32 protein-coding genes are annotated in these 25,745 nt (G+C 67.1%); 29 read left to right on the top strand and 3 right to left on the bottom strand.

The genetic code is table 11. The features are described 5' to 3' along the window. Positions 1–33: 33 nt before the first annotated feature. The 20 genes from ABL838_RS06250 (at position 34) to ABL838_RS06345 (ending at position 16,961) form a co-directional block, all read left to right on the top strand. Complete coding sequence (locus tag ABL838_RS06250) at positions 34–1,512, top strand: glutamate synthase subunit beta (protein ID WP_418124708.1); 1,479 nt, start codon at positions 34–36, stop codon at positions 1,510–1,512. 171 nt (positions 1,513–1,683) lie between these two features. Next, positions 1,684–2,514, top strand: coding sequence for an ABC transporter ATP-binding protein (locus tag ABL838_RS06255; protein ID WP_418124709.1), 831 nt, complete (start codon positions 1,684–1,686; stop codon positions 2,512–2,514). An 82-nt stretch (positions 2,515–2,596) separates the two neighbouring features. Continuing rightward, the gene (mlaE, locus tag ABL838_RS06260) at positions 2,597–3,379 is read left to right on the top strand and encodes a lipid asymmetry maintenance ABC transporter permease subunit MlaE (protein WP_184635095.1); all 783 of its coding nucleotides are present in this window, start codon (positions 2,597–2,599) and stop codon (positions 3,377–3,379) included. Positions 3,380–3,515: 136 nt separating this feature from the next. Beyond that, entirely contained in the window at positions 3,516–4,004 is a 489-nt protein-coding gene (gene mlaD, locus ABL838_RS06265) for an outer membrane lipid asymmetry maintenance protein MlaD (RefSeq protein WP_019654418.1), read from the top strand. A 26-nt stretch (positions 4,005–4,030) separates the two neighbouring features. Then, positions 4,031–4,765 carry a VacJ family lipoprotein gene (locus tag ABL838_RS06270; protein WP_206169519.1) on the top strand — a complete coding sequence of 245 codons (735 nt, stop codon included), beginning with the start codon at positions 4,031–4,033 and terminating at the stop codon, positions 4,763–4,765. 158 nt (positions 4,766–4,923) lie between these two features. Continuing rightward, positions 4,924–5,580, top strand: a complete 657-nt coding sequence (locus ABL838_RS06275) for an MlaC/ttg2D family ABC transporter substrate-binding protein (protein WP_126022998.1) — start codon at positions 4,924–4,926, stop codon at positions 5,578–5,580. Between the two features lie 16 nt (positions 5,581–5,596). Continuing rightward, positions 5,597–5,872, top strand: a complete 276-nt coding sequence (locus ABL838_RS06280; protein WP_418124711.1) for an STAS domain-containing protein — start codon at positions 5,597–5,599, stop codon at positions 5,870–5,872. Positions 5,873–5,958: 86 nt separating this feature from the next. Continuing rightward, positions 5,959–6,906: an ABC transporter ATP-binding protein gene (locus ABL838_RS06285; protein WP_126023000.1), complete on the top strand. Its 948-nt coding sequence runs from the start codon at positions 5,959–5,961 to the stop codon at positions 6,904–6,906. A gap of 5 nt (positions 6,907–6,911) precedes the next feature. Further along, positions 6,912–7,667 carry an ABC transporter permease gene (locus tag ABL838_RS06290; protein ID WP_418125838.1) on the top strand — a complete coding sequence of 252 codons (756 nt, stop codon included), beginning with the start codon at positions 6,912–6,914 and terminating at the stop codon, positions 7,665–7,667. A gap of 21 nt (positions 7,668–7,688) precedes the next feature. Continuing rightward, a complete protein-coding gene (locus ABL838_RS06295; protein ID WP_019654412.1) occupies positions 7,689–7,931 on the top strand; it encodes a BolA family protein in 243 nt (80 codons plus the stop codon). Positions 7,932–7,973: 42 nt separating this feature from the next. Next, the gene (gene murA, locus ABL838_RS06300; protein WP_418124712.1) at positions 7,974–9,266 is read left to right on the top strand and encodes a UDP-N-acetylglucosamine 1-carboxyvinyltransferase; all 1,293 of its coding nucleotides are present in this window, start codon (positions 7,974–7,976) and stop codon (positions 9,264–9,266) included. 28 nt (positions 9,267–9,294) lie between these two features. Next, on the top strand, positions 9,295–9,936 hold the full coding sequence (gene hisG, locus ABL838_RS06305) for an ATP phosphoribosyltransferase (protein ID WP_019654410.1): 642 nt from the start codon (positions 9,295–9,297) through the stop codon (positions 9,934–9,936). 13 nt (positions 9,937–9,949) lie between these two features. After that, positions 9,950–11,320 (top strand): histidinol dehydrogenase, encoded by a 1,371-nt coding sequence (gene hisD / locus ABL838_RS06310; RefSeq protein ID WP_418124713.1) that lies wholly within the window; start codon positions 9,950–9,952, stop codon positions 11,318–11,320. Positions 11,321–11,358: 38 nt separating this feature from the next. Continuing rightward, positions 11,359–12,213, top strand: a complete 855-nt coding sequence (locus ABL838_RS06315; RefSeq protein ID WP_418124714.1) for a hypothetical protein — start codon at positions 11,359–11,361, stop codon at positions 12,211–12,213. 5 nt (positions 12,214–12,218) lie between these two features. Then, positions 12,219–12,569, top strand: coding sequence for a hypothetical protein (locus ABL838_RS06320; RefSeq protein WP_126023007.1), 351 nt, complete (start codon positions 12,219–12,221; stop codon positions 12,567–12,569). Then, positions 12,566–13,663 (top strand): histidinol-phosphate transaminase, encoded by a 1,098-nt coding sequence (gene hisC, locus ABL838_RS06325; RefSeq protein ID WP_184635106.1) that lies wholly within the window; start codon positions 12,566–12,568, stop codon positions 13,661–13,663. Before ABL838_RS06320 ends, hisC begins: the two co-directional genes overlap by 4 nt. Beyond that, complete coding sequence (gene hisB, locus ABL838_RS06330) at positions 13,660–14,286, top strand: imidazoleglycerol-phosphate dehydratase HisB (RefSeq protein ID WP_418124715.1); 627 nt, start codon at positions 13,660–13,662, stop codon at positions 14,284–14,286. The genes hisC and hisB overlap by 4 nt, the downstream gene beginning before the upstream one ends. 19 nt (positions 14,287–14,305) lie before the next feature. Beyond that, on the top strand, positions 14,306–14,965 hold the full coding sequence (gene hisH, locus ABL838_RS06335; protein ID WP_126023010.1) for an imidazole glycerol phosphate synthase subunit HisH: 660 nt from the start codon (positions 14,306–14,308) through the stop codon (positions 14,963–14,965). A gap of 63 nt (positions 14,966–15,028) precedes the next feature. Continuing rightward, a complete protein-coding gene (hisA, locus tag ABL838_RS06340; protein ID WP_093299818.1) occupies positions 15,029–15,769 on the top strand; it encodes a 1-(5-phosphoribosyl)-5-[(5-phosphoribosylamino)methylideneamino]imidazole-4-carboxamide isomerase in 741 nt (246 codons plus the stop codon). 19 nt (positions 15,770–15,788) lie between these two features. Next, positions 15,789–16,961, top strand: a complete 1,173-nt coding sequence (locus tag ABL838_RS06345) for an AAA family ATPase (RefSeq protein ID WP_369659438.1) — start codon at positions 15,789–15,791, stop codon at positions 16,959–16,961. A 9-nt stretch (positions 16,962–16,970) separates the two neighbouring features. Here ABL838_RS06345 and ABL838_RS06350 read toward each other — a convergent pair whose 3' ends face one another. Further along, entirely contained in the window at positions 16,971–17,888 is a 918-nt protein-coding gene (locus tag ABL838_RS06350) for an amino acid ABC transporter substrate-binding protein (protein ID WP_418124716.1), read from the bottom strand. 11 nt (positions 17,889–17,899) lie between these two features. Next, positions 17,900–19,204, bottom strand: a complete 1,305-nt coding sequence (locus ABL838_RS06355; protein WP_184635111.1) for a dicarboxylate/amino acid:cation symporter — start codon at positions 19,202–19,204, stop codon at positions 17,900–17,902. A 170-nt stretch (positions 19,205–19,374) separates the two neighbouring features. On the opposite strand from ABL838_RS06355, the gene ABL838_RS06360 reads away from it, so the two are divergent. The 9 genes from ABL838_RS06360 to tatC all read left to right on the top strand — a co-directional run bounded on the left by ABL838_RS06360 (position 19,375) and on the right by tatC (position 24,289). Beyond that, positions 19,375–20,208 carry a D-hexose-6-phosphate mutarotase gene (locus tag ABL838_RS06360; protein WP_418124717.1) on the top strand — a complete coding sequence of 278 codons (834 nt, stop codon included), beginning with the start codon at positions 19,375–19,377 and terminating at the stop codon, positions 20,206–20,208. 26 nt (positions 20,209–20,234) lie between these two features. Then, the gene (gene hisF / locus ABL838_RS06365) at positions 20,235–21,020 is read left to right on the top strand and encodes an imidazole glycerol phosphate synthase subunit HisF (RefSeq protein ID WP_126023015.1); all 786 of its coding nucleotides are present in this window, start codon (positions 20,235–20,237) and stop codon (positions 21,018–21,020) included. Positions 21,021–21,078: 58 nt separating this feature from the next. After that, positions 21,079–21,477, top strand: a complete 399-nt coding sequence (hisI, locus tag ABL838_RS06370; RefSeq protein WP_184605003.1) for a phosphoribosyl-AMP cyclohydrolase — start codon at positions 21,079–21,081, stop codon at positions 21,475–21,477. Continuing rightward, positions 21,474–21,869 (top strand): phosphoribosyl-ATP diphosphatase, encoded by a 396-nt coding sequence (locus ABL838_RS06375; protein ID WP_126023016.1) that lies wholly within the window; start codon positions 21,474–21,476, stop codon positions 21,867–21,869. Before hisI ends, ABL838_RS06375 begins: the two co-directional genes overlap by 4 nt. A gap of 13 nt (positions 21,870–21,882) precedes the next feature. Beyond that, complete coding sequence (locus ABL838_RS06380) at positions 21,883–22,272, top strand: DUF4870 family protein (protein WP_126023017.1); 390 nt, start codon at positions 21,883–21,885, stop codon at positions 22,270–22,272. After that, a complete protein-coding gene (locus ABL838_RS06385; RefSeq protein WP_184635116.1) occupies positions 22,262–22,621 on the top strand; it encodes a histidine triad nucleotide-binding protein in 360 nt (119 codons plus the stop codon). Before ABL838_RS06380 ends, ABL838_RS06385 begins: the two co-directional genes overlap by 11 nt. 65 nt (positions 22,622–22,686) lie before the next feature. Next, the gene (gene tatA / locus ABL838_RS06390) at positions 22,687–22,935 is read left to right on the top strand and encodes a Sec-independent protein translocase subunit TatA (RefSeq protein WP_093196339.1); all 249 of its coding nucleotides are present in this window, start codon (positions 22,687–22,689) and stop codon (positions 22,933–22,935) included. A gap of 16 nt (positions 22,936–22,951) precedes the next feature. Further along, positions 22,952–23,413 (top strand): Sec-independent protein translocase protein TatB, encoded by a 462-nt coding sequence (gene tatB / locus ABL838_RS06395; RefSeq protein WP_019654392.1) that lies wholly within the window; start codon positions 22,952–22,954, stop codon positions 23,411–23,413. Between the two features lie 66 nt (positions 23,414–23,479). After that, a complete protein-coding gene (gene tatC / locus ABL838_RS06400; RefSeq protein WP_126023018.1) occupies positions 23,480–24,289 on the top strand; it encodes a twin-arginine translocase subunit TatC in 810 nt (269 codons plus the stop codon). A gap of 160 nt (positions 24,290–24,449) precedes the next feature. Here tatC and ABL838_RS06405 read toward each other — a convergent pair whose 3' ends face one another. Beyond that, on the bottom strand, positions 24,450–25,610 hold the full coding sequence (locus tag ABL838_RS06405; RefSeq protein ID WP_126023019.1) for a trypsin-like peptidase domain-containing protein: 1,161 nt from the start codon (positions 25,608–25,610) through the stop codon (positions 24,450–24,452). Positions 25,611–25,745: the final 135 nt, after the last annotated feature.

Raw genomic sequence — 25,745 nt, forward strand, 5'->3', positions numbered from 1 at the left:
CGCGAGTAAGTACAGAGAACAAAGGAAAGCACGATGGGAAAGATCACCGGCTTCATGGAGCATGAGCGCATCGAGGAGGGCTACAAGCCCGTCGAGGAGCGCGTCAAGCACTACAAGGAATTCGTCGTCGGCCTGAGCAACGACCAGGCCAAGGTGCAGGGCGCGCGCTGCATGGACTGCGGCACGCCGTTCTGCAACAGCGGCTGCCCGGTCAACAACATCATTCCGGACTTCAATGACCTGGTGTACCGCAACGACTGGCAGAACGCCTTCGCGGTGCTCGACTCGACCAACAACTTCCCCGAGTTCACCGGCCGCATCTGCCCCGCGCCCTGCGAGGCTGCCTGCGTGCTCAACGTGAACGACGACGCTGTCGGCATCAAGTCGCTGGAACACGCCATCATCGACCGCGCTTGGGACGAAGGCTGGGTGGCGCCGCGCGTCGCCAAGCACAAGACCGGCAAGAAGGTCGCGGTGGTGGGTTCGGGCCCGGCCGGCATGGCGGCGGCCCAGCAGCTGGCGCGCGCCGGCCACGACGTGACGCTCTTCGAGAAGAACGACCGCATCGGCGGCCTGCTGCGCTACGGCATTCCCGACTTCAAGATGGAGAAGTCGCACATCGATCGCCGCGTCGAGCAGATGAAGGCCGAAGGCGTGGTGTTCCGCACCGGCGTGATCGTCGGCGCCGCGAAGGATCCGCTGGGCAAGGGCTCCAAGGTCACGAACCTGGCCAAGGAAACCGTCACGCCCGAGCAGCTGCAGAAAGAGTTCGATGCCGTGCTGCTGACCGGCGGCGCGGAGCAGTCGCGCGACCTGCCCGTGCCCGGCCGCGACCTCGACGGCATCCACTTCGCGATGGAGTTCCTGCCGCAGCAGAACCGCGTCAACGCAGGCGACAAGGTCAAGGGCCAGCTGCGCGCCGACGGCAAGCACGTGATCGTCATCGGCGGCGGCGACACCGGCTCCGACTGCGTGGGTACCAGCAACCGCCATGGCGCGGTGAGCGTCACGCAGTTCGAGCTGATGCCGCAGCCGCCCGAGGAAGAGAACCGTCCGCTGACCTGGCCGTACTGGCCGATCAAGCTGCGCACCAGCTCCAGCCACGAAGAGGGCTGCGAGCGCGAGTTCGCGATCTCCACCAAGGAGTTCATCGGCGAAAAGGGCAAGGTCACCGGCCTGAAGACCGTTCGCGTCGAATGGAAGGACGGCAAGATGCAGGAAGTGGCCGGCAGCGAGCAGGTGCTCAAGGCCGACCTGGTGCTGCTCGCCATGGGTTTCGTGAGCCCCGTCGCCTCGGTGCTCGACGCCTTCGGCGTGGAGAAGGATGCACGCGGCAACGCCCGGGCGACGGTCGACTTCGTCGGCGGCTATGCCACCAACGTTCCGAAGGTCTTTGCGGCCGGCGACATCCGCCGCGGACAGTCGCTGGTGGTGTGGGCGATCCGCGAAGGCCGCCAGGCCGCGCGTTCGGTGGACGAGTTCCTGATGGGCTTCAGCGACCTGCCTCGCTGAGGAGAGGGTTCGCGGCGCCAGGGGCCTTTGTCCACGGGTTCCTGACGAGGGTCTGACGGCCGCCGCGCTGAATTTTGTTTCAGTTTCGCGGGGCCGGCCGCGGCCCCGTTATCATCCGCGTCAAACCGCATGCCGGGATGCTTGGAAAAGCGCCCCGGCTTTTTTATTGAGATGGACACCGCCACACCGCTGCCACATCCCTTCGTAGAGTTTCGCGACGTCAAGTTCGGCTATGGTGCGCGCACCATCCTCGACGGCGTCTCGTTCGCCGTACCGCGCGGCAAGGTGACGGCGCTGATGGGCGCCTCGGGTGGCGGCAAGACCACGGTGCTGCGCCTGATCGGCGGACAGCAGAAGGCGCAGCGCGGCGAGGTGCTCTTCGACGGCAATGATGTCGGCAGGATGGATGTGAGCGCCCTCTACGCCGCGCGCCGGCGCATGGGCATGCTGTTCCAGTTCGGCGCGCTCTTCACCGACATGAGCGTGTTCGACAACGTGGCGTTCCCGCTGCGCGAGCACACGCAACTTTCCGAAGCGCTGGTGCGCGACGTGGTGCTCATGAAGCTCGACGCGGTCGGCCTGCGCGGCGCGCGCGACCTGATGCCCAGCGAGGTGTCGGGCGGCATGGCGCGGCGCGTGGCGCTGGCACGGGCCATCGCGCTCGACCCCGACCTCGTGATGTACGACGAGCCCTTCGCCGGACTCGACCCGATCTCTCTGGGTACGGCCGCGCGCCTCATCCGCCAGCTCAACGACGCGCTGGGGCTCACCAGCATCATCGTGTCGCACGACCTGGAAGAAACCTTCCGCATTGCCGACCACGTGATCATCCTGGCCAACGGCGGCATCGCCGCGCAGGGCACGCCGGCCGAGGTGCGCGAGAGCGCCGATCCGCTGGTCCATCAGTTCGTGAATGCGCTGCCCGACGGGCCGGTTCATTTCCATTACCCGGGCGTCAGCATCGAGGACGACTTCGGCAATGTCGAAGGAGGGCGCTCATGAGCGCCGCGCTGGGCCGCCCCGAGCAAGCGAAGGCCCCCTCGGGGGGCAGTGAGGACACGAAGTGCCGAACGTGGGGGCAAACATGACCTGGTGGAAGCCATCCGATGCCGGCTTTGCCACGCGCAGCCATCTGGCCAACCTCGGCTACGGCGCGAAGCTCTTCATGCGCCTTGTCGGTCCGGGCGCGCAGATCCTGCGCCGCTTCGGCCTGGTGCGCGACCAGATCCATTTCCTGGGCAACTACTCGCTGGCCATCATCGGCGTGTCGGGCCTGTTCGTGGGCTTCGTGCTCGGTCTGCAGATGTACTACGCGCTGCAGCGCTACGGGTCTTCCGAGGCGCTGGGCCTGCTGGTCGCGCTGAGCCTGGTGCGCGAGCTCGGTCCCGTGGTGGCGGCGCTGCTGTTCACCGGGCGTGCCGGCACCTCGCTGACGGCCGAGATCGGCCTCATGAAGGCCGACGAGCAACTGAGCGCCATGGAGATGATGGCGATAGACCCCGTGCAGCGCGTGCTCGCGCCGCGCTTCTGGGCCGGCGTCATCACCATGCCGCTGCTGGCGGCGGTGTTCAGCGCCATTGGCATCATGGGCGGCTACGTGGTGGGCGTGCTGATGCTGGGCGTGGACCCCGGCGCGTTCTGGGCCCAGATGCAGGGCGGCGTCGACGTGTGGCGCGACGTCGGCAACGGCGTCATCAAGAGCATCGTCTTCGGCTTCACCGTGACCTTCATCGCGCTGCTGCAGGGCTACGAGGCCCAGCCCACGCCCGAGGGCGTGTCGCGCGCGACCACGCGCACGGTGGTGACGGCGTCGCTGGCGGTGTTGGGCCTCGACTTCTTGTTGACCGCCATGATGTTCAGCATATGACCAGGCAAACCCCCAGGCTTGCCCACTTCGTGTGGCCGCCAACCCCCTTGCAGGGGGCAACACCTGCAGCCCGGCAAAGCCGGTTCTGCGGTGTTCCCCGAATGAGCCAAACCGCTGGAATTTAGGAAGAGTCGATATGCAACGTTCCAACAACGACATCTGGGTCGGCCTGTTCGTCCTGATCGGCGCTGCTGCGCTGCTGTTCCTGGCACTGCAGTCGGCCAACCTGCTGAGCCTGAACTTCCAGAAGACCTATTCGGTTACGGCGCGCTTCGACAACATCGGCGGCCTGAAGCCGCAGACGGCGGTGAAGAGCGCGGGCGTGGTGGTCGGCCGTGTGGAATCCATCTCCTTCAACGACAAGACCTTTCAGGCAGACGTCACTCTGGCTTTGCAAAACCGTTACAGTTTTCCCAAGGACAGCTCGCTCAAGATCCTGACCAGTGGCTTGCTCGGCGAGCAGTACATCGGAATCGAGGCGGGCGCCGAGGACAAGAACTTGCAAGCCGGCGACACCATCACCGCGACCCAATCGGCCGTGGTGCTGGAAAACCTGATCAGCCAGTTCCTGTACAGCAAGGCGGCGGAGGGAAATTCCACGCCTGGAACAGCCAATAAGAAATGAAAACACGATCTTCTTTGTTTTTTGCTATGAATAGCGTAGCAAGCCGGACCCGCTGGATTGGCGCCGGCGCGGTACTTGCCCTGGCCGCCGGTTGTGCGACCGGCCCCAACGCCAACCCCGCCGATCCCCTCGAGCCGTTCAACCGGGGTGTCTCGCGCTTCAACGACGCCGTCGACGATGCCGTGCTGGTGCCCGCGGCCACGGCCTACCAGAACGCGCTGCCCTCCATGGTGCGCACCGGCGTGAACAACTTCTTCAACAACATCGGTGACGTCTGGAACCTGGTCAACAACGTGGCCCAGCTCAAGCTGCAGAACAGTGCCGAGACCTTCATGCGGCTGAACGTCAACACCATCTTCGGCCTCGGCGGTGTGCTGGACGTGGCGACCGAAGCGCGCCTCCCGCGCCACGAGGAAGACTTCGGCCAGACCCTGGGCTACTGGGGCGTGGGCTCCGGCCCGTACGTGGTGCTGCCGCTGCTGGGCTCCTCCACGCTGCGCGACACCGCCGCCAAGCCGCTCGACATGTGGGGCGACCCGCTGGGCTACGTGGAGGACATCCCCTGGCGCAATTCGCTGACGGTGCTGCGCGTCGTCGACACGCGCTCGCAGTACCTGCGCGCGAGCCGCCTGCTTGGCGACGCGGCGCTCGACAAGTATTCGTTCACGCGCGATGCGTACCTGCAGCGCCGCCGCAGCCAGGTCTACGACGGCAACCCGCCCGACGATGGCGGCGGCATGGACAAGGGCGCCGACAAATAAAGACGACGCAAGGGAGGGCCGCCCGCTTGCATCCGGTTGCAAGGCTTCACCTCCCGGACAGGAACCCCGTCGGCCCCGTGGGGCTCGAATCCGTTCCTGTCTCAGCAGCCGGTTTTCCGGGTGCCTGCGGATTTTCAAACTTGAATGAGGGACTCTCCATGAACAACAAGACCCTGCAACGTCGCGATCTCGGCCGCCTGGCTCTGGCCGGCGCACTGCTGTTCAGTGCCGCCGTCGCCTTCGTCCAGCCCGCCCGTGCCGCCGACGAGGCGCCCGACGCACTGGTCAAGCGCCTGTCGACCGACGTGCTCGAGACGATCAAGGCCGACTCGTCCATCAAGTCGGGTGACGTCAACAAGATCATGGTGCTGGTCGACAGCAAGATCATGCCGAACGTCAACTTCCAGCGCATGACCGCCTCTGCCGTCGGCCCGGCCTGGCGTACCGCCACCCCCGAGCAGCAGAAGCGCCTGCAGGACGAGTTCAAGGCCCTGCTGGTCCGCACCTATGCCGGTGCGCTCGACCAGGTGACCGACCAGACCGTCACCGTGCGTCCGTTCCGCGGCTCGCCCGACGACAAGGACGTGCTGGTGCGCACCGAGGTCCGCGGCCGCGGCGATCCGGTCCAGCTCGACTACCGTCTCGAGAAGACCCCCGGCCAGGGCGCCGGCTGGAAGGTCTACAACCTGAACGTGCTGGGCGTCTGGCTGGTCGATACCTACCGCACCCAGTTCGCGCAGGAAATCAACAAGAGCGGTATCGACGGCCTGATTACCGCGCTGGCCGCGCGCAACAAGGGCAACGGCAAGAGCTGAGCCGGAGCCGCGCGACATGCTGGTCCTGCCCGCCCGACTGACCCATGACGAAGCCCCCGCCTGCATGCACATGCTGCAGCAGGGGCTGAAGGGCCAGACCGACTCGTCGTCCACCGTGGTCGACGCGACGGCGCTGACCCAGTTCGATTCATCGGCGCTGGCCGTGCTGCTCGAATGCCGGCGCGAATCGAGCGCGCTGGGGCGCGGTTTCTCCGTCAAGGGGCTCTCGCCCCGGCTGCGCGAACTGGCGGCCCTCTACGGCATTGCCGGACTTTTGCCCGCCGCGCCCTGACCCGTCGGACCCGGCCGGGGCCGCATGAGGGTATCGGGCCGCTGCCCGGCAGCTTGTAAAGCGGCACCTTAAAATCGCGGGCTCCCATGCCCGCGATCTCATTCCAGTCGGTCTCCAAGACCTATCCCCCCTCCAGACAGCAGAAGGCCCAGGGCAAGCCGGGGCTCAAGGCGGTCGACGAGGTCAGCTTCCAGATCGAGGAGGGCGAGTTCTTCGGCCTGCTCGGCCCGAACGGCGCGGGAAAGACCACCCTGATCAGCATGCTCGCGGGCCTTTCGCGGCCTACGGCGGGTGCCATCAGCGTCCACGGATTCGACGTGCAGCGCGAGTACGCGCAGGCGCGCCGCCAGCTCGGCATCGTGCCGCAGGAGCTGGTGTTCGACCCCTTCTTCAACGTGCGCGAGTCGCTGCGCATCCAGTCGGGCTACTTCGGCATCACCAACAACGAAGCCTGGATCGACGAGCTCCTGCAGAGCCTGGGCCTGGCCGACAAGGCCACGGCCAACATGCGCCAGCTCTCCGGCGGGATGAAGCGCCGCGTGCTCGTGGCGCAGGCGCTGGTGCACAAGCCGCCGGTGATCGTGCTCGACGAGCCCACCGCCGGCGTCGACGTCGAGCTGCGCCAGACGCTGTGGCAGTTCGTCGCCAGGCTCAACAAGCAGGGCAGCACCGTGCTGCTCACTACCCATTACCTCGAAGAGGCCGAGGCGCTGTGCAGCCGCATCGCGATGCTCAAGCTGGGCAAGGTGATCGCGCTCGACCGCACCAGCGAGCTGCTGAAATCGGCAGCGAGCAACGTGCTGCGATTCAAGACCGACGCCATGCTGCCCTGGGCCATCGCGCAGCATGCGCGCATCACCGGGCGCATCGTGCAGCTGCCGGCGCAGAACGCCCATGAAGTCGAACAACTGCTGGCCGCCATTCGCGAAGCCGGCGTCACGGTGGAAGACGTGGAAATGCGCAAGGCCGACCTGGAAGACGTGTTCATCGACCTGATGGCCGGCGAGCAGACCCCGCTGGAGGTGGCGCGATGATGGCCGTGACGGGTTGGCGCGCGCTGCTCTACAAGGAAACGCTGCGCTTCTGGAAGGTCGGCTTCCAGACCGTGGGCGCGCCGGTGCTCACCGCGCTGCTGTACCTGATGGTGTTCGGCCACGTGCTCGAAGACCACGTGAAGGTCTACGGCACGGTCGGCTACACCGCCTTCCTCGTTCCGGGCCTGGTGATGATGAGCGTGCTGCAGAACGCCTTCGCCAACAGCTCGTCCTCGATCATCCAGAGCAAGATCATGGGCAACCTGGTCTTCGTGCTGCTCACTCCTCTTTCGCACTGGGGCTGGTTCTTCGCCTACGTGGGCTCGTCGGTCATCCGCGGGCTGGCGGTGGGGCTGGGCGTGTTCGTGGTGACGGTGCTGTTCGCGCAGCCGAGCTTCGTCGCGCCGGTGTGGATCCTGGTGTTCGCGCTGCTGGGCTCGGCCATGCTGGGCACGCTGGGGCTCATCGCCGGGCTCTGGGCCGAGAAGTTCGACCAGATGGCGGTGTTCCAGAATTTCCTGATCATGCCCATGACCTTCCTGTCGGGCGTGTTCTATTCGATCGGCTCGCTGCCGCCGTTCTGGCAGAAGGTCAGCCACCTGAACCCGTTCTTCTACATGATCGACGGCTTCCGCTACGGCTTCTTCGGCGTGAGCGACGCCTCGCCCTGGCTCAGCCTGGGCATCGTCGGCACCGCGTGGCTGGTGGTGAGTGCCATCGCCATCCATCTCCTGCGCATCGGCTACAAAATCAGAGGCTGAACGCCTCCTTCCACGACTCCCATGACCGCTGACCAGCTCCAAGCCATCATCACCGCCCACCTGCCGTGCGAGCACATCTCGCTGGAGGGCGATGGCCGACATTGGTACGCGACCATCGTCTCGGCCGAATTCGAGGGCAAGCGCTCGATCCAGCGCCACCAGCGGGTCTACGCCACCCTGGGTGCGAAAATGCACACCGACGAGGTGCATGCGCTTTCGATGAAGACATACACGCCGGCCGAATGGGCGGCGGTGGAAAAATGACTCCCCGGCCCCTGGCGGCCTCCTGATTTCGCTGGAACTTCGATGGACAAACTTCTGATTCGCGGCGGGCGAGAGCTCCGCGGCGAAGTACTCATTTCCGGCGCCAAGAACGCAGCGCTGCCCGAGCTGTGCGCGGCCCTGCTGACCGACCACCCCGTGGTGCTGCACAACGTGCCGCGCCTGCAGGACGTGTCGACCATGCTCAAGCTGGTACGCAACATGGGTGTTTCGGCCGAGCGCGATGACAACGGCACCGTGCAACTCAACGCGGCCGAACTCACCAAGCCGGAAGCGCCCTACGAGCTGGTCAAGACCATGCGCGCCTCCGTGCTGGCCCTGGGCCCGCTGCTGGCGCGCTTCGGCCACGCCAAGGTGTCGCTGCCGGGCGGCTGCGCCATCGGCTCGCGGCCGGTCGACCAGCACATCAAGGGCCTGCAGGCCATGGGCGCCGAGATCGTGGTCGACCACGGCTACATGGTCGCGCGCCTGCCGGCGGGGCGCACGCGGCTGAAGGGCGTGCGCATCCTGACCGACATGGTCACCGTCACCGGCACCGAGAACTTCCTCATGGCCGCCGCGCTGGCCGAGGGCGAGACGCTGCTGGAGAACGCCGCGCAGGAGCCCGAGATCGTCGACCTGGCCGAAATGCTGATCCGCATGGGCGCGAAGATCGAAGGCCACGGCACCAGCCACATCCGCATCCAGGGCGTCGAGAAGCTGCACGGCTGCGAGCACGCCGTGGTGGCCGACCGCATCGAGGCCGGCACCTTCATGTGCGCCGTTGCGGCCACGGGCGGCGAGGTCTTCCTGCGCCACGCGCGCGGCGACCACCTCGACGCCGTGATCGACAAGCTGCGCGACGCCGGCTGCACCGTCAAGTCCGAGAAGGACGGCGTGCGCATCGCGTCCAGGGGGCCGGCGTACGAGCACCTGAAGGCGCAGAGCTTCAGTACCACCGAATACCCGGGCTTCCCGACCGACATGCAGGCCCAGTTCATGGCCCTGAACGTGATCGCGCGCGGCGCCTCGATGGTCACCGAGACCATCTTCGAGAACCGCTTCATGCACGTGAACGAGATGGTGCGCCTGGGCGCCCACATTCACGTCGAAGGCAAGGTGGCGATGGTCGAGGGCGTGCAGCAGCTCTCGGGTGCCACCGTGATGGCCACCGACCTTCGCGCGTCCGCCAGCCTCGTCATCGCCGGCCTCGTGGCCGAGGGCGAGACGCTGGTCGACCGCATCTACCACCTCGACCGGGGCTACGACCGCATGGAAGCCAAACTGCGCGGCCTCGGCGCCGACATCGAACGACTGACCGGAGCCGCAGCCGCATGATCACCTTCGCATCACAGGAGTCGCAATCGTGATCACGCTTGCTCTGTCCAAAGGCCGCATCTTCGAGGAGACGATGCCCCTGCTGGCCGCCGCCGGCATCGAGGTCACCGAAGACCCCGAGAAGTCGCGCAAGCTCATCCTCGGGACCACCCGTCCCGACGTGCGCGTGGTGCTGGTGCGCGCCTCCGACGTGCCCACCTACGTGCAGTACGGCGGCGCCGACCTCGGCGTGACCGGCCTCGACGTGCTGCTGGAGCACGGCAACCAGGGCCTCTACCAGCCGCTGGACCTGCGCATCGCCGCCTGCCGCCTGAGCGTGGCCGTGCGCGCCGACTACGACTACGCCTCGGCCGTGAAGCAGGGCTCGCGCCTGCGCGTGGCCACCAAGTACGTGGGCCTTGCGCGCGACTTCTTCGCCAGCAAGGGCGTGCACGTCGACCTGATCAAGCTCTACGGCAGCATGGAGCTGGCGCCGCTCACGGGCCTTGCCGACGCCATCGTCGACCTGGTCTCCACCGGCAACACGCTCAAGGCCAACCATCTCGTCGAGGTGGAGCGCATCATGGACATCAGCGCCCGCCTGGTGGTGAACCAGGCCGCGCTGAAGCTCAAGCGCGAGCCGATCCGCCACATCATCGACGCCTTCGCGACCGCAATTCCTTCCGCCTGAAATCTCCCGCCTCATGACCTCGAAAGCAGCCCCCCTCCGCCTGTCCACGACTTCAGCCAGCTTCGATGCTGAATTCAAGGCGCGGCTGCATTGGTCGGCGGACGCCGACGCGGCCATCGAGAAAGTGGTGGCGGACATCCTCGCCGACGTGCAAAAGCGCGGCGACGAGGCGGTGCTCGAGTACACCCGCCGCTTCGACGGCCTCGGTGCAACCGCCATGTCCGAGCTCGAACTGACGCAGGCCGATTTCAAGGAAGCCTTCGATTCGCTGCCCGCCGCACAGCGCGATGCGCTGCAGGCCGCCGCCGACCGTGTGCGCAGCTATCACGAGGCGCAGAAGAAGGCCAGCGGCGAGAGCTGGAGCTACCGCGACGCCGACGGCACGCTGCTGGGCCAGAAGGTCACGCCGCTCGACCGCGTGGGCATCTACGTGCCGGGCGGCAAGGCGGCCTATCCGTCGAGCCTGCTGATGAATGCCATCCCGGCCCACGTGGCCGGCGTCGGTGAAATCATCATGGTGGTCCCTACGCCGGTGAAGGGCAGCGTGGCGACGGGCGGCGCGGGCGGGCAATCGTCCACGAAGGGCGAGCGCAACGTGCTGGTGCTCGCCGCTGCCTACGTGGCCGGCGTGACCCGCGCGTTCACCATCGGCGGCGCCCAGGCCGTCGCCGCGCTGGCCTACGGCACCGCCACCATCCCCGCCGTCGACAAGATCACCGGCCCCGGCAACGCCTACGTGGCCGCCGCCAAGCGCCGCGTGTTCGGCACGGTGGGCATCGACATGATCGCCGGCCCCAGCGAGATCCTGGTGCTGGCTGACGGCACCACGCCGCCCGAGTGGGTGGCGATGGACCTGTTCAGCCAGGCCGAGCACGACGAACTGGCCCAGAGCATCCTGCTGTGCCCCGACGCGGCCTACATCGACCGCGTGCAGGCCGAAATCGACCGCCTGCTGCCCACGATGCCGCGCGCGGAGATCATCGCCGCCTCGCTCAACGGCCGCGGCGCGCTGATCCACACGAAAAGCATGGAAGAGGCCTGCGAGATCAGCAACCGCATCGCCCCCGAGCACCTGGAGGTGAGCAGCAGCGAGCCGAGCCGCTGGGAGCCGCTGCTGCGCCACGCCGGCGCGATCTTCCTGGGCGCCTTCACGAGCGAGAGCCTGGGCGACTACTGCGCGGGGCCGAACCATGTGCTGCCCACCAGCGGCACGGCGCGCTTCTCGAGCCCGCTGGGCGTGTACGACTTCCAGAAGCGCTCCAGCCTGATCGAGGTCAGCGAGGCCGGCGCCCAGGTGCTGGGCCCCATCGCCGTGACGCTGGCCGAGGGCGAAGGCCTGCAGGCGCACGCCGAGGCCGCGCGGATGCGGCTGCGTAAGATCTGAATTCCAACAACAACCCGCATGCGGGGGGAGAACGCCTGATGATCGATCGTCTTTTCGGTTTGCGTTTGTTCGGTTTCTTCGGTTCGCGCCCGTTCAGGTTCGCCGCCACTGCCATCGCCGGCGCCGCGCTGCTGGCCGCCTGCAGCCAGATGCCGCAGGCGCCGCGCGAATCGGTGGCTGCTACTGCCACGCCCAGCGCCGCGCCGGCGGCGCCCGCGCCGCAGCTCGGCACGCAGTGGGGCGAGGGCATCGAATCGAAGACCCGCACGGTCGACGCCAAGCGGCTTTCCAGCCGGCCGGACGACGTGGCCTCGTTGGGCTACAACGAAGCCTCCGCCGTGCGCCGCGCGGTGGGCGGCAATCCCGAGCGTCGCCTGAACCTGCTGCTGGCCGACGGCGACGTCGAATGGTCTGTGCTCGACGAAGACGGCCGCCCGCTGCCGCTGCAGCGCGCCCGCCGCGGCGCCGGCGGCGACGACATGTTCCGCCTGGCCGGCGTCGAGGGCTCGCGCTACACGCTGCGCTTTCGCAACCTGAGCGAGCGCAGCTACGAGGTGATCGCCACGGTCGACGGCCTGGACGTGCTCAACGGCAAGCCCGGCAGCCTGCGCAACGGCGGCTACGTGCTGCGTCCGCTGCAGTCGCTGACCATCGAAGGCTTCCGCAAGAGCCAGAACGAGGTCGCCGCCTTCCGCTTTTCCGCGCCCGGCCGCGCCTATGCCGCCAACACCGAGGCCGGCGACGTGCGCAACATCGGCGTGATCGGCGCCGCGCTGTTCGAGCTGGAGGAGCGCGACGCGCCCCGCCGCCAGCGCCGCGACGCAGCCCCGGCGCAGCCCAGCGCCTTTCCGGCCGACGGCGCCTACGCGCCGCCGCCGCGCTACCGCAAGTGAGCCCCATGAAGCGTGCCGCCTTCCTGCTGCTCGCGCTGGCGGCGGCCGCAACCGGCGCGCAGGCCATGAGCATCCGCGAACTGCGCACGCTCGAAGCCGGCGAGAAAGATGGCAAGGCCTACGCCAGCTATTACCTCGTCGGCGTGCTCGAGGGGCTGCGCGAAGGCGTCGAGGCTTCTCAGCGCAATGGGCAGAAGCCCATCTTCTGCATCGAGGGCCGCCGCCTCGAGCCTTCCATGGCGCGCTCGCTCTACCAGACGGAGCTGAGCCGCAACGCCGACAGTTACGAAGCCGACATGCCAGTGCAACTGGTCATGGCCGGCGCCCTCCGCAACAGCTACCGCTGCACCCGATGACCGCTGCTCCTTCCGAATCCGCCCGCCTTCCGCTCGACCGCATCCGCGAGGACGTGCGGTCCATGAACGCCTACGCGGTGCAGGACGCCACCGGCTTCATCAAGCTCGACGCCATGGAGAACCCCTTCGGCCTGCCGCCCGCGCTGCAGGCCGAGCTCGGCGCGAGGCTGGGCGCACTGGCGCTCAACCGCTACCCGGGCGAGCGCGGCGCCGACCTGCGCCGCGCGCTGGCCGCGCACGCGCAGATGCCCGAGGGCTTCGACCTGATGCTGGGCAACGGCTCGGACGAGCTGATCTCGCTGCTGGCCATCGCCTGCGACAAGCCCGGCGCCACGGTGCTCGCGCCGGTGCCGGGCTTCGTCATGTACGCCATGAGCGCCAGGCTGCAGGGGCTGCGCTTCGTCGGCGTTCCGCTCACGGCCGACTTCGAACTCGACGAGGCCGCCATGCTGGCCGCCATCGAGCGCGAGAAGCCGGCCATCGTCTACCTCGCGTACCCGAACAACCCCACGGCCAACCTCTGGAACGACGCGGTGCTGGAGCGCATCGTCGAGGCCCAGGGCGCGCAGGGCGGCCTGGTGGCGATCGACGAGGCTTATCAACCCTTCGCCGCGCGCAGCTACATCGACCGCCTGGCAAGGCACGGCCACGTGCTGCTGATGCGCACGCTCAGCAAGTTCGGCCTGGCCGGCATCCGCCTGGGCTACCTCATGGGTCCGGCCCCGCTGGTCGCCCAGATCGACAAGGTGCGCCCGCCCTACAACATCAGCGTGCTGAACTGCGAGTGCGCGCTCTTCGCTCTGGAGCATGCCGACGTGTTCGAGGCGCAGGCCCGCCAGATCCGCGATGAGCGCGAGCGCCTGATGATGGGCCTCGGCCGCCTACCCGGCGTGAAGACCTGGCCTAGCGACGCCAACATGATCCTGCTGCGCGTACCCGATGCCGCCAAGACCTTCGAGGGCATGAAGGCCCACGGGGTGCTGGTGAAGAACGTTTCTAAAATGCACGATCTGCTCGCAAACTGCCTGCGCCTCACCGTCGGAACGGCCGACGAGAATGCGCGGATGCTCGCGGCACTCGAAGCCTCACTATGACCACCCCCACCACCACGGCCCCTGCGGGCGCTGCCGATCGCGTCGCGACCGTCACCCGCAACACGGCCGAGACGAAGATCACCGTCAGCGTCAACCTCGACGGCACCGGAAAGGCCAAGCTCTCCACCGGCATCGGCTTCTTCGACCACATGCTCGACCAGATCGCCCGCCACGGGCTGATCGACCTGGAGATCGACTGCCAGGGCGACCTGCACATCGACGGCCACCACACGGTGGAAGACGTCGGCATCACGCTGGGCCAGGCGGTGGCCAAGGCCGTGGGCGACAAGAAGGGCATCCGCCGCTACGGCCACGCCTACGTGCCGCTGGACGAGGCGCTGAGCCGCGTCGTCATCGACTTCTCGGGCCGCCCGGGCCTGGAGATGCACGTGCCCTTCACCAGCGGAATGATCGGCGCCTTCGACAGCCAGCTCACCTACGAGTTCTTCCAGGGCTTCGTGAACCACGCCTTCGTCACGCTGCACATCGACAACCTCAAGGGCGTCAACGCGCACCACCAGTGCGAGACGGTGTTCAAGGCCTTCGCGCGCGCCATGCGCGGCGCGCTCGAGCTCGATCCGCGCTCGGCGGGGATGATCCCGTCGACCAAGGGTTCGCTCTGAGGACGGCGGCTCGAAAGCTATGAAATCTGTAGCAGCAAACACCGTCGCGGTCGTCGACTACGGCATGGGCAACCTGCACTCCGTGTCGCAGGCCGTGCGCCACGCGGCCGACCAGGTCGGCGTGGAAGTGTTCGTCACCTCCGACCCGGACGTGGTCCGCAAGGCCACCCGCGTGGTGCTGCCGGGGCAGGGCGCCATGCCCGACTGCATGCGCGAGCTGCGCGACTCCGGCCTGCAGGAATCGGTGCTCGAGGCGGCGGCGAGCAAGCCGCTGTTCGGCGTGTGCGTGGGCATGCAGATGATGCTGTCGCGCAGCGACGAGGGCCCGACCGACGGCCTCGGCCTCATTCCCGGCGAGGTGGTCAAGTTCGACCTGGCCGGGCGCCTGCAGCCCGACGGCAGCCGCTTCAAGGTGCCGCAGATGGGCTGGAACCAGGTGCGCCAGGCCCAGCCGCATGCGGTGTGGGCCGGGGTGCCCGACCTCAGCTATTTCTATTTCGTCCACAGCTTCTATGCCCGCCCGGCAAACCCCAAACACAGTGTGGGCGAGGCGGAATATGGCGCGAGCTTTACCGCAGCCATTGCACGCGATAACATTTTTGCAACCCAGTTCCACCCGGAGAAGAGTGCGGACCATGGGCTGCAGCTATATCGCAATTTCCTCCACTGGAACCCCTGAACCTGTTTTCCCGACCGGGCCGAAGCTTTGACAGCCCGGAATTCGCATACTCGCGTCACTTCCATGCTCCTCATTCCCGCCATTGATCTCAAAGACGGCCACTGCGTTCGCCTCAAGCAGGGCGACATGGATCAGTCCACCATCTTCAGCGAAGACCCCGCCGCCATGGCGCGAAAGTGGGTCGATGCCGGCGCGCGGCGGCTGCACCTGGTCGACCTGAACGGCGCCTTCGCCGGCAAGCCGCAGAACCACGCGGCGATCAAGGCGATCCTGAAGGAGGTGGGCGACGACATCCCGGTGCAGCTCGGCGGCGGCATCCGCGATCTCGACACCATCGAGCGCTACATCGACGACGGCCTGCGCTACGTGATCATCGGCACCGCCGCGGTCAAGAACCCCGGCTTCCTGAAGGACGCCTGCAGCGCCTTCGGCGGTCACATCATCGTGGGCCTGGACGCCAAGGACGGCAAGGTCGCCACCGACGGCTGGAGCAAGCTCACGGGCCACGAGGTGGCCGACCTGGGCAAGAAGTTCGAGGACTACGGCGTCGAGTCGATCATCTACACCGACATCGGCCGCGACGGCATGCTCTCGGGCATCAACATCGAGGCCACCGTCAAGCTCGCGCAGGCGCTCACCATCCCGGTGATCGCCTCGGGCGGCCTGTCGAACATGGCCGACATCGACCAGCTCTGCGCCGTCGAGTCCGACGGCGTCGAGGGCGTGATCTGCGGCCGCGCCATCTACTCGGGCGACCTCGACTTCGCCGCCGCGCAAGCCCGCGCGGACGAGCTGACCGCCTGACGCTCCCGCCGCGCAGCGCGTGCTCTCCGCGCTCGCCATCGCCAACTACCGTTCGCTGCGGCAGCTGACCGTGCCGCTGGGCCGGCTCACGGTCGTGACCGGGGCCAACGGCAGCGGAAAGTCGAGCGTGTACCGCGCGATGCGCCTGCTGGCCGACATCGCCAACGGCGGCGTGATCCGCTCGCTGGTGCGAGAGGGCGGGCTCTCATCCACGCTGTGGGCAGGGCCCGAGCGCTTCTCGGCCGCGATGCTGCGCGGCGAGGTGCCGGTGCAGGGCACCACGCGCAGCGAGCCCGTGGCGCTGAAGCTGGGCTTCGCCGGCGCCGAGGCCGACGACTTCGGCTACGCCATCGACATCGGCCTGCCGCCGCCCGTTCCTTCCACCGCGTTCTCGCACGACCCGCAGATCAAGCACGAGGCCATCTGGAGTGGCCCGCTGCTGCGGCCGTCCACGCAGCTGGTCGACCGCAAGGGCGCCGCGCTGCGGCTGCGCGAGGGCAAGGGCTGGCAGGCCATCGGCCGGCCCATTCCGGCCTTTGCCAGCATGATGACCGAGCACGCCGACCCGCGCGACGCGCCCGAGATGCTCACGCTGCGCGAGCAGATGCGCTCCTGGCGCTTCTACGACCACTTCCGCTCCGACGCCGAGGCGCCCGCGCGCCAGCCGCAGCTGGGCACCTACACGCCGGTGCTCGCCAACGACGGCGCCGACCTGGCCGCCGCGCTGCAGACCATCCGCGAGATCGGCGACAACGAGGCGCTAGACCGTGCCGTGGACGACGCTTTTCCGGGCGCAGGCATCGAGATCCGCGTCAACGGCGACCGCTTCGAGACGCTGATGCACCAGCACGGCCTGCTGAGGCCGCTGACGGCCGCCGAGCTGTCCGACGGCACGCTGCGCTACCTGCTGTGGATCGCGGCGCTGCTCACGCCGCGTCCGCCCGCGCTGCTGGTGCTGAACGAGCCCGAGACCAGCCTGCATCCCGACCTGCTGCCCGCGCTGGGCCGCCTCATCGCGCAGGCGGCGCGGCAGTCGCAGGTGATCGTGGTGTCGCACGCGGCGCGGCTCATCTCCGCGCTGGACGACAGCGACGGCATGCAGCCGGTGGTGCTGGAAAAGCGCTTCGGCGAGACCCGCATCGCGAATCTCGACATGAGCGAGATCCCGCGATGGGAGTGGCCTGCAAGATAGCGGACCTGCCTATTCGGCCTTCACCGACATCGTCCGGATGATGGTTTCCAGTTGCGCGCTCATCGGCAGGTTGATGCTCTCGCCCGATGGCAGCTTGCGCAGGAACCAGCGCTTGTACTGCCGCTCGATCTCGCCGTCTTCCGCGAGCACCTGGAAGGTGTCGACGACCACCTTGTTGAGCTGAGCATCGCCCTTGCGGTACATGATCCCGTAAGGGTCGTAGGAGAGGAAGTCGCCGACCACCTCGTAGTCGGCCTTCGCGGCGTCCTTGGCGATCAGGCCGTAGAGCAGCACGTCGTCGGTGGCGAAGGCGTCGGCTTGGCCGCTCTTCACGAGGCCGAAGGATTCGGCGTGGTCGCGCGCCACCTGCAGGTCGATGTTCAGCTTGAACTTCTGCGACAGGTCGCGCAGCGTCTTCTCGTTGGTGGTGCCGGCGGTCACCGCCACCTTGCGGTTGGCGAGGTCGCGGAAGGACTTGATCGGCGAGCCCTTCTTCACCAGCACCTTGGTGCCCGAGACGAACATCGTCGGCGAGAAGCTCACGCGTTTCTGGCGCTCGAGGTTGTTGGTGGTGGAGCCGCACTCCAGGTCGACCTGTCCGTTCACGACCGCGTCGATGCGCGAGTCGGAGGTGACGGGCACCCACTTGATCGCGAGGCTCCTGTTCACCGCGTCCTCGATGGCCGTCACCAGCGCGCGGCACAGCTCGATCGAATAGCCGATGGGCTCGCCGCGCGCATTGAGGTAGGAGAACGGCACCGACGACTCGCGGTAGCCGATGGCGATGGTGCCGCTTTCGCGGGCCTTGGCCAGCGTGCCGGTGAGCTGCTCCTGCGCCCGCGCGGGAGCGGCGGGCAGTGCGGCAGCAAGAACCACGGCCGCCAGCAGGGCGGCGAAAGCGGATGGCAATGTGCCGATGCGCTTCATGGTGCTTCGGCTCAGGCGTGCGCCGGGTGGGCGAGGGTGGCGTTGGCTTCCTCGTCGAGCGCCTTGGCATTGACCTCGGCGTCGGCCTCCGAGAGCAGCTCGCCTTCCCATTTGGCGACCACAGCCGTGGCGATGGAGTTACCCACCGCGTTGGTGGCCGAGCGGCCCATGTCGAGGAAGGTGTCCACGCCCAGGATGAGCAGCAGGCCGGCTTCGGGAATGTCGAAGTGGTTCAGCGTGGCGGCGATCACCACCAGCGAGGCGCGCGGCACGCCGGCCATGCCCTTGGAGGTGAGCATCAGGATCAGCAGCATCGTTATCTGCGTGCTGATCGGCATGTGGATGTTGTAGGCCTGCGCGATGAAGAGCACGGCGAAGGTGCAGTACATCATCGAGCCGTCGAGGTTGAACGAATAGCCCATCGGCATCACGAAGCTGGAGATCTTGCGCTTCACGCCGAAACGGTCGAGCGCCTGCAGGATCTTCGGATAGGCCGCCTCGGAGCTGGCGGTGGCGAAGGACAGCAGGAAGGCCTCCTTGATGAGCACCAGCAGCTTGAGCACGCGCGGGCCCAGGAACAGGAAGCCCGCCAGGATCAGCACGCTCCACAGCACGAACAGGCCCAGGTAGAAGTCGCCCATGAACACCGCGAACTTCAGCAGGATGCCCAGGCCGTTGACCGCCACCGTCGCGGCCATGGCGGCCAGCACGGCGAGGGGGGCGAGCTTCATTACGTAGCCGGTGATCTTGAGCATCGCGTGCGACAGCTCCTCGATGGCGGCGACCAGCGTCTTCGCCTTGTCGCCCAGCGAGGCCAGCGCCACGCCGAAGAACATCGAGAACACCACGATCTGCAGGATCTCGTTGTTGGCCATGGCCTCGACGAAGGACTTCGGCACCGTGTGGCTCACGAAGTCCTTGAGCGTGAACTTGGCGGTGGCGAGGTTGGCCGAGGCGCCGATGTCGGGCAGCGGCAGGCCGAGGTTCTCGCCGGGCTTGAGCAGGTTGGCCATGACCAGGCCGATGACCAGCGAGATCAGCGAGGCGGTGAGGAACCAGCCGATGGCCTTGCCGAACACGCGGCCCACCGACTTGGCGTCGCCCATGTGCGCGATGCCCACCACCAGCGTGGAGAACACCAGCGGGCCGATCAGCATCTTGATGAGGCGCAGGAAGACGTCCGAGACGATGGAGACGTAGTCCGCGATTTCCTTGGCGGCCTTCTTGTCCGGAAAGCTGGTGAAGATCATGTAGCCGACGATGATGCCCAGCACCATCGCGATCAGGATCCATGCGGCCATCGGCAGCTTCTTCATTCGTATCCCCTTTTGTCGTGTGAGAGTGGTTTTTTCCGGGAGCGCGGGACCGGCCTGCACCTTGTCTCCCGATGCAGGCCGCCACAGGGTATCCAAGAAGGCCCCGGGCGCGCAATGGCCCGGGATGCCAGTTCCGTGCCACTGCACGGGCGCTGCCTACAATTCCTCACATGGAAACCAGCCTGATCGAGTTCCGCGGCCAGCCCGCCATGCGCGCCACGGGCGCCGACGGAAGTACCGTCACCATCGCACTGCATGGCGCCCATGTGCTCTCGTGGACCACGGCCGACGCCGTGGAAAGGCTCTACCTGAGCCCTCGCGCGGTGTTCGACGGGCAGGCAGCCATCCGCGGCGGCATACCCATTTGCTGCCCTCAGTTTAACCAGCGCGGCATGTTGCCCAAGCATGGCTTCATGCGCAATTTGCCTTGGGAAAACGCCCCTTCCGACGACCCTCAGACCCTGCACCTGACCCTGCGCGACAACGAGGCCACGCGCAAGCTCTGGCCGCACTCTTTCGAGGCACGGCTGGATGCCAACCTGAGCCCAGGTGGGCTGCGAACGGCGCTCACTTTGGTCAACACCGATGCGTCGCCGTGGTCCTTCGCGGCCGCGCTGCACACCTATCTGCGCGTCGACGACATCGGCCAGGCACGGCTCGAAGGCCTGCAGGGCGCCGATCGCTGGGATTCGCTGACCGACGAGCGCCATGCCGAAACGGCAGCGTCGCTGCATTTCGACGCCGAATTCGACAGCGTCTATGCCGCGCCCACCCAGCCGCTACGCTTGGCGCAACCCGGCGGCGCCCTCGAAATCTCGCAAAGCGCCACCTGCACCGAAACCGTGGTCTGGAACCCCGGTGCCGTGCTCGGTGCGAAACTCGCAGACATGCCCGAAGACGGCTGGCGCCACATGCTCTGCGTCGAGGCGGCCCGCATCGACGAGCCCGTGCTGCTGGCGCCCGGCGCCCAATGGCTGGGCTGGCAACAGCTGCGCGTTCTCTGATCACCCCACCGGCTCCTTACCCCACCATGCTTGCCAAACGCATCATTCCCTGCCTCGACGTCACCGGCGGCCGTGTCGTCAAGGGCGTCAACTTCGTCGAACTGCGCGACGCCGGCGATCCGGTCGAGATCGCCGCGCGCTACAACGCGCAGGGCGCCGACGAGCTCACCTTCCTCGACATCACCGCCACCAGCGACGGCCGCGACCTGATCCTGCCCATCATCGAGGCCGTGGCCTCGCAGGTCTTCATCCCTCTGACCGTGGGCGGCGGCGTGCGCACCGTGGCCGACGTGCGCCGGCTGCTCAACGCGGGCGCCGACAAGACCAGCTTCAACTCGGCCGCCATCGCCGATCCGCAGGTGATCAGCGACGCGTCGCAGAAATACGGCTCGCAGTGCATCGTGGTCGCCATCGACGCCAAGCGCCGCAGCCCCGAGGAAGCCGCCACGCGCGGCGCGGGCTGGGACGTGTACAGCCACGGCGGGCGCAAGAACACCGGCCTCGACGCCGTCGAATGGGCCACCGAGATGGCGCGCCGCGGCGCCGGCGAGATCCTCCTGACCAGCATGGACCGCGACGGCACCAAGAGCGGCTTCGACCTGGAGCTGACCCGCGCGGTGAGCAACGCCGTGAACGTGCCGGTGATCGCCTCGGGCGGCGTGGGCAGCCTGGACGACCTGGCCGACGGCATCCAGACCGGCGGCGCCGACGCGGTGCTGGCCGCGAGCATCTTCCACTACGGCGAGCACACGGTGGGCGAGGCCAAGGCCCGCATGGCAGCGCGGGGCATTCCCGTGCGCATCGACCGCTGAATGACCCTGCCGGAGGCCCGCCGGACGCCTGTTCGAGGGTCTTTGGCCATCCCCGACAATACCGTCCATGAACTGGCTCGATGAAGTGAAGTGGGACGCGAACGGCCTGGTGCCCGTGATCGCGCAGGAACAGGGCAGCAACGACGTGCTGATGTTCGCCTGGATGAACCGCGAGGCGCTCGAGAAGACCGCCGAGCTGGGCCGCGCGGTGTATTTCAGCCGCTCGCGCAACAAGCTGTGGTTCAAGGGCGAGGAGTCGGGCCACGTGCAGACCGTGCACGAGATCCGCCTGGACTGCGACAGCGACGTGGTGCTGCTCAAGGTCACCCAACTCGGCCACGAGCCCGGCATCGCCTGCCACACCGGCCGCCACAGCTGCTTCTTCAACAAGTACGACAACGGCGGCTGGAAGGCCGTCGAGCCCGTCTTGAAAGACCCGGAATCGATCTACAAGTGACGGCCACAGTGAACAACGACAGCACCTCCGACGCGCTCGCCCGCCTGGCCGCGGTCATCGAAAGCCGCCTGCCGGCACGCGGCGGCGACCCCGAGAAAAGCTACGTGGCGCGCCTGCTGCACAAGGGGCCGGACGCCTTCCTCAAGAAGATCGGCGAGGAGGCCACCGAGGTCGTGATGGCCGCCAAGGACGCCGACCACGGTGGCGACCGCTCGAAAATAGTGAACGAAGTGGCCGACCTGTGGTTCCACACCATGGTGGCGCTGGCGCACTACGGTTTTTCCCCGTCCGACGTCACGGCCGAGCTGGAGCGCCGCGAGGGCACCAGCGGCATCGAGGAAAAGGCGCTTCGCAAGGTGAAGGCACGGGAAGCCGAAGCACCCAACGATTGAAAGGACACCTGCCATGGCCAACGACATCGTGAACGTGGAACCCGACGACTCGCTCAAGACCTGGGGCTGGGTCAGTTACATCCTGCACCTGATCGTGGCCATCGGCGCCGTCGTGCCGGGGGCGCAGGCCTCCGTGCTGCTCCTGCTGATCGCGCTGGTGATCGACTTCGTCAAGCGCGACGACGCGGCGGGCACCTGGCAGGCCTCGCATTTCAGCTGGCGCATCCGCTCGGTGCTCTGGGCGGGGCTGCTGTACATCGTCACCTCGTGGCTCTGGCTGCTGTTTCTCGTGCCGGGCTGGATTGCCTGGAGCCTGATCTCGCTGTGGTTCCTCTACCGGATCGTGAAAGGCATGATCCGGATGAACGACGGCCGTCCCATGGAACCCAAAGATGTCATCTGATCCGAACTGCGTCTTCTGCAAAATCATCGAGGGCAAGATTCCCTCCCGCAAGGTCTACGAGGACGAGGACCTGTTCGGCTTCCACGACATCGCGCCCTGGGCGCCGGTGCATTTCATGCTGGTTCCCAAGAAGCACATCGCCTCGATGGCGCAGCTGACGCCCGAAGATTCGGCGCTCATGGGCAAGATCATGACCCTGGCGCCCAAGCTGGCCCTGGAGCAGGGCTGCAGGCCTTATCCGGAGGGGGGCTTCCGCGTCGTGGTCAACACGGGCGCGGAGGGTGGGCAGGAGGTTCACCATCTCCATGTCCATGTCATGGGTGGCCCCCGGCCATGGCTTCGCGGCTGACGGGCATTAGGACAAACTGTCACATTCCGCCCGACTAAAATCGGACACATTCTTAGGAGTTCTCCATGGGTTCTTTTTCTATCTGGCACTGGCTGATCGTGCTGCTCGTCGTGGTCATGATCTTCGGCACCAAGAAGCTGCGGAACATGGGGTCGGATCTTGGAGGCGCCGTCAAGGGCTTCAAGGACGGCATGAAGGACGGCGCGTCCTCCGATGCCCCGGCCGCCTCTTCGGCCCCCGCCCAGCAGGTGACCGGCCAGCCGGCCAACAGCGACAAGTCGGCGATCGACGTCGAAGCGCGTCAGAAGTCCTGAGCACGGGCAGCAGCACGTGCTCGACCTCGGCATTGAGAAGCTGGCGCTGATCGGCGTCGTGGCGCTGATCGTCATCGGCCCGGAAAAGCTGCCGCGCGTGGCCCGCACCGTCGGCACGCTGCTGGGCAAGGCGCAGCGCTACGTGAACGACGTCAAGGCCGAAGTCAACCGCTCGATGGAGCTCGACGAGCTCCGCAAGATGAAGACCACCGTCGAGGATGCGGCGCGCGACGTCGAGCACAGCATCCACACGGGCGCGAGCGAGTTCGAGAAGCAGTTCAGCGGTTCGGGCGAAACCCTCTCGGCGCTGGCCGAACCCGAGCCGCCACCGCCGCCGGTCTACAAGCACCCCCGCAAGAACTGGCGCCTGAAGCAGGGCGCCACGCCGCAGTGGTACAAGGCGCGCAACGGCGTGCGCACCAAGGCGCTCTCGGGCGCGGCGCGCGTCGCGCGCTTCCGTCCGCACAAGATCAACTAAGGGCCGGGCTCCCACTACCGCGCTCCCGGGCGCCGGCCGGCGTCACGCTATCTCCTCTTCTTCCCAATGGCCGATTCCGACAGCAAGAGCAAAGACAAAGAAGACGAGCTCGCGGGCACCGAACAGCCGTTCGTGGCGCACCTGGTCGAGCTTCGCGACCGGCTGCTCTACTGCGTCTACGGCCTCGTGGTCGCGGGCATCCTGCTGGCCATCTGGCCGGGCCCGGGCGGCCTGATCGACCTGATCGCGCTGCCGATCAAGGCGCACATGCCGCACGATGCGAAGCTGATCGCCATCGGCGTGTTCTCGCCCTTCTTCGTGCCTCTCAAGGTGCTGATGATGGCGGCCGTGCTCCTGGCGCTGCCCTGGCTCATGTACCAGGCGTGGATGTTCATCGCGCCGGGCCTCTACAGTCATGAAAAGCGTTTCGCGCTGCCGCTGATCTTCTTCGGCAGCCTGCTGGCCTATGCGGGCATCGCCTTCGTGCAGCTCTTCGTGCTGGACAAGATGTTCAGCTTCATTCAGCGCTTCGCGCCGGCCGCGGTGCAGGCGACACCCGACATTTCCTCCTACGTCGAGGCGATCCTGTCGCTCTACATCGCCTTCGGCGTGGCGTTCCAGGTGCCGATCGTCGTCATGCTGCTGGTGCGTTTCGAGATGGTGACCATCGAGAAGCTGAAGTCCTTCCGCGGCTACTTCATCGTGGTCGCGTTCGTCGTGGCCGCGGTGCTCACGCCACCCGACGTGGTCTCGCAACTGGCACTGGCCGTGCCCATGTGCCTGCTGTACGAGGTGGGCATCATCGGGGCCAAGTACTTCGCCAGCACCGGCAAGAAGCCCGAAGAAGAACAGAGCGCCGACTCGGCTTCCAGCTAGTTTCCAGGAGTCCGGCGGCGGTACTCAGCCCACGCTGCGGCCGTCAACGTCCCCAAGAAAATCCAGAAACACCGCGGAACCGGCTTTGCCGGGCCGCTGGTGTTGCCCCCGGAAGAGGGGTGGCGCAGCGACACGAAGTGCGCGAAGCCTGGGGGTGAGCCTATTCCTGTTGATTGGGCACCTGCCGCACCGGGCTCTTCGGCCGCAGGCCCGGCGTCACGTCCAGTTCCATCTTGTCGCTGCCGCGCTGCAGCGCGAAGCGCGAGGTGCTGCCGGGCTTCAGCCCGGCCACCGCGGTCAGCAGGGCCTGCACGTTGTCCGTCTTCTTCTCGCCCACCGAGGTGATCACGTCGCCCGGGCGGATGCCTGCCTTGGCGGCGGGGCCGTTCTGCAGCACCCCGGTGATGATCACGCCCGCGTCGGCCTTCACGCCGAAGGTCTCGGCCAGTTCGGGTGACAGGTCGCTGGGCTCCACGCCGATCCAGCCGCGGCGCACCTGGCCTTCCTTGACGATGCCCTCGAGCACGATCTTGGCCATCGACACCGGAATGGCGAAGCCGATGCCCATGCTGCCGCCCGAGCGCGAGTAGATCGCGGTGTTGATGCCCTGCAGGTTCCCGTTCACGTCGATCAGTGCACCGCCCGAGTTGCCGGGGTTGATGGCGGCGTCGGTCTGGATGAAGTTCTCGAAATTGTTGATGCCCAACTGGTTGCGGCCCAGCGCCGACACGATGCCGCTGGTCACGGTCTGGCCCACGCCGAAGGGGTTGCCGATGGCCAGCACCTGGTCGCCGACCTGCAGGCCGTCGGAGTCGCCCAGCACGATCACGGGCAGCTTGTCGAGCTCGATCTTCAGCACCGCCAGGTCGGTGTCGGGGTCGGTGCCGATCACCTTGCCGCGGGTGTGGCGGCTGTCGTTGAGCGTCACCTCGATCTCGTCGGCGCCTTCCACCACGTGGTTGTTGGTGAGGATGTAGCCGTCCGGGCTCACGATCACGCCGCTGCCCAGGCCCACCTGGGGCTGGTCGTCCTGGTCGCCGAAGAAGAAGCGGAACCACGGGTCGTTGCTGCGCGGGTGGCGCTGCGCGGCCTTGCTGGTGTTGATGCTCACCACCGCCGGAGAAGCCTTCTTGGCCGGCGCGCTCAGGCTGCCGGGCGCCGCGATGTTCGGGTTGCTCGCTGGCGCCTCGACGATGGAGACCACCCCGCCCAGCGAGGTCGCGCGCTTGTTGATCCACTCGGGCTTGAGCGTCGCGACGACGAAGTAGGCCGCCAGCAGGACGGTCACGGCTTGGGCAAATAGCAGCCAGGTGCGTTTCATGAAAGATTGGTGAAAAAGGCGTTGGAAGACCGCATGCAGCGCGGCAATGTTGTCAATTGTCCCTCAACCGGGCGGACCAGAACCCGCTCCGGCCGGTCGAGATTCGGGCCGCCGGGGGACGTGAATCCGGGTTAA

This window comes from Variovorax sp. 160MFSha2.1 (assembly GCF_048305075.1).
Taxonomy (GTDB): Bacteria; Pseudomonadota; Gammaproteobacteria; order Burkholderiales; family Burkholderiaceae_C; genus Variovorax; species Variovorax guangxiensis.

Coding starts and splice junctions, on each gene's coding strand:
- ABL838_RS06250 (WP_418124708.1), top strand. CDS start 34: ATGGGAAAGATCACCGGCTTCATGGAGCATGAGCGCATCGAGGAGGGC.
- ABL838_RS06255 (WP_418124709.1), top strand. CDS start 1,684: ATGGACACCGCCACACCGCTGCCACATCCCTTCGTAGAGTTTCGCGAC.
- mlaE (WP_184635095.1), top strand. CDS start 2,597: ATGACCTGGTGGAAGCCATCCGATGCCGGCTTTGCCACGCGCAGCCAT.
- mlaD (WP_019654418.1), top strand. CDS start 3,516: ATGCAACGTTCCAACAACGACATCTGGGTCGGCCTGTTCGTCCTGATC.
- ABL838_RS06270 (WP_206169519.1), top strand. CDS start 4,031: ATGAATAGCGTAGCAAGCCGGACCCGCTGGATTGGCGCCGGCGCGGTA.
- ABL838_RS06275 (WP_126022998.1), top strand. CDS start 4,924: ATGAACAACAAGACCCTGCAACGTCGCGATCTCGGCCGCCTGGCTCTG.
- ABL838_RS06280 (WP_418124711.1), top strand. CDS start 5,597: ATGCTGGTCCTGCCCGCCCGACTGACCCATGACGAAGCCCCCGCCTGC.
- ABL838_RS06285 (WP_126023000.1), top strand. CDS start 5,959: ATGCCCGCGATCTCATTCCAGTCGGTCTCCAAGACCTATCCCCCCTCC.
- ABL838_RS06295 (WP_019654412.1), top strand. CDS start 7,689: ATGACCGCTGACCAGCTCCAAGCCATCATCACCGCCCACCTGCCGTGC.
- murA (WP_418124712.1), top strand. CDS start 7,974: ATGGACAAACTTCTGATTCGCGGCGGGCGAGAGCTCCGCGGCGAAGTA.
- hisD (WP_418124713.1), top strand. CDS start 9,950: ATGACCTCGAAAGCAGCCCCCCTCCGCCTGTCCACGACTTCAGCCAGC.
- ABL838_RS06315 (WP_418124714.1), top strand. CDS start 11,359: ATGATCGATCGTCTTTTCGGTTTGCGTTTGTTCGGTTTCTTCGGTTCG.
- ABL838_RS06320 (WP_126023007.1), top strand. CDS start 12,219: ATGAAGCGTGCCGCCTTCCTGCTGCTCGCGCTGGCGGCGGCCGCAACC.
- hisC (WP_184635106.1), top strand. CDS start 12,566: ATGACCGCTGCTCCTTCCGAATCCGCCCGCCTTCCGCTCGACCGCATC.
- hisB (WP_418124715.1), top strand. CDS start 13,660: ATGACCACCCCCACCACCACGGCCCCTGCGGGCGCTGCCGATCGCGTC.
- hisH (WP_126023010.1), top strand. CDS start 14,306: ATGAAATCTGTAGCAGCAAACACCGTCGCGGTCGTCGACTACGGCATG.
- hisA (WP_093299818.1), top strand. CDS start 15,029: ATGCTCCTCATTCCCGCCATTGATCTCAAAGACGGCCACTGCGTTCGC.
- ABL838_RS06350 (WP_418124716.1), bottom strand. CDS start 17,888: ATGAAGCGCATCGGCACATTGCCATCCGCTTTCGCCGCCCTGCTGGCG.
- ABL838_RS06355 (WP_184635111.1), bottom strand. CDS start 19,204: ATGAAGAAGCTGCCGATGGCCGCATGGATCCTGATCGCGATGGTGCTG.
- ABL838_RS06360 (WP_418124717.1), top strand. CDS start 19,375: ATGGAAACCAGCCTGATCGAGTTCCGCGGCCAGCCCGCCATGCGCGCC.
- hisF (WP_126023015.1), top strand. CDS start 20,235: ATGCTTGCCAAACGCATCATTCCCTGCCTCGACGTCACCGGCGGCCGT.
- ABL838_RS06380 (WP_126023017.1), top strand. CDS start 21,883: ATGGCCAACGACATCGTGAACGTGGAACCCGACGACTCGCTCAAGACC.
- ABL838_RS06385 (WP_184635116.1), top strand. CDS start 22,262: ATGTCATCTGATCCGAACTGCGTCTTCTGCAAAATCATCGAGGGCAAG.
- tatA (WP_093196339.1), top strand. CDS start 22,687: ATGGGTTCTTTTTCTATCTGGCACTGGCTGATCGTGCTGCTCGTCGTG.
- tatC (WP_126023018.1), top strand. CDS start 23,480: ATGGCCGATTCCGACAGCAAGAGCAAAGACAAAGAAGACGAGCTCGCG.
- ABL838_RS06405 (WP_126023019.1), bottom strand. CDS start 25,610: ATGAAACGCACCTGGCTGCTATTTGCCCAAGCCGTGACCGTCCTGCTG.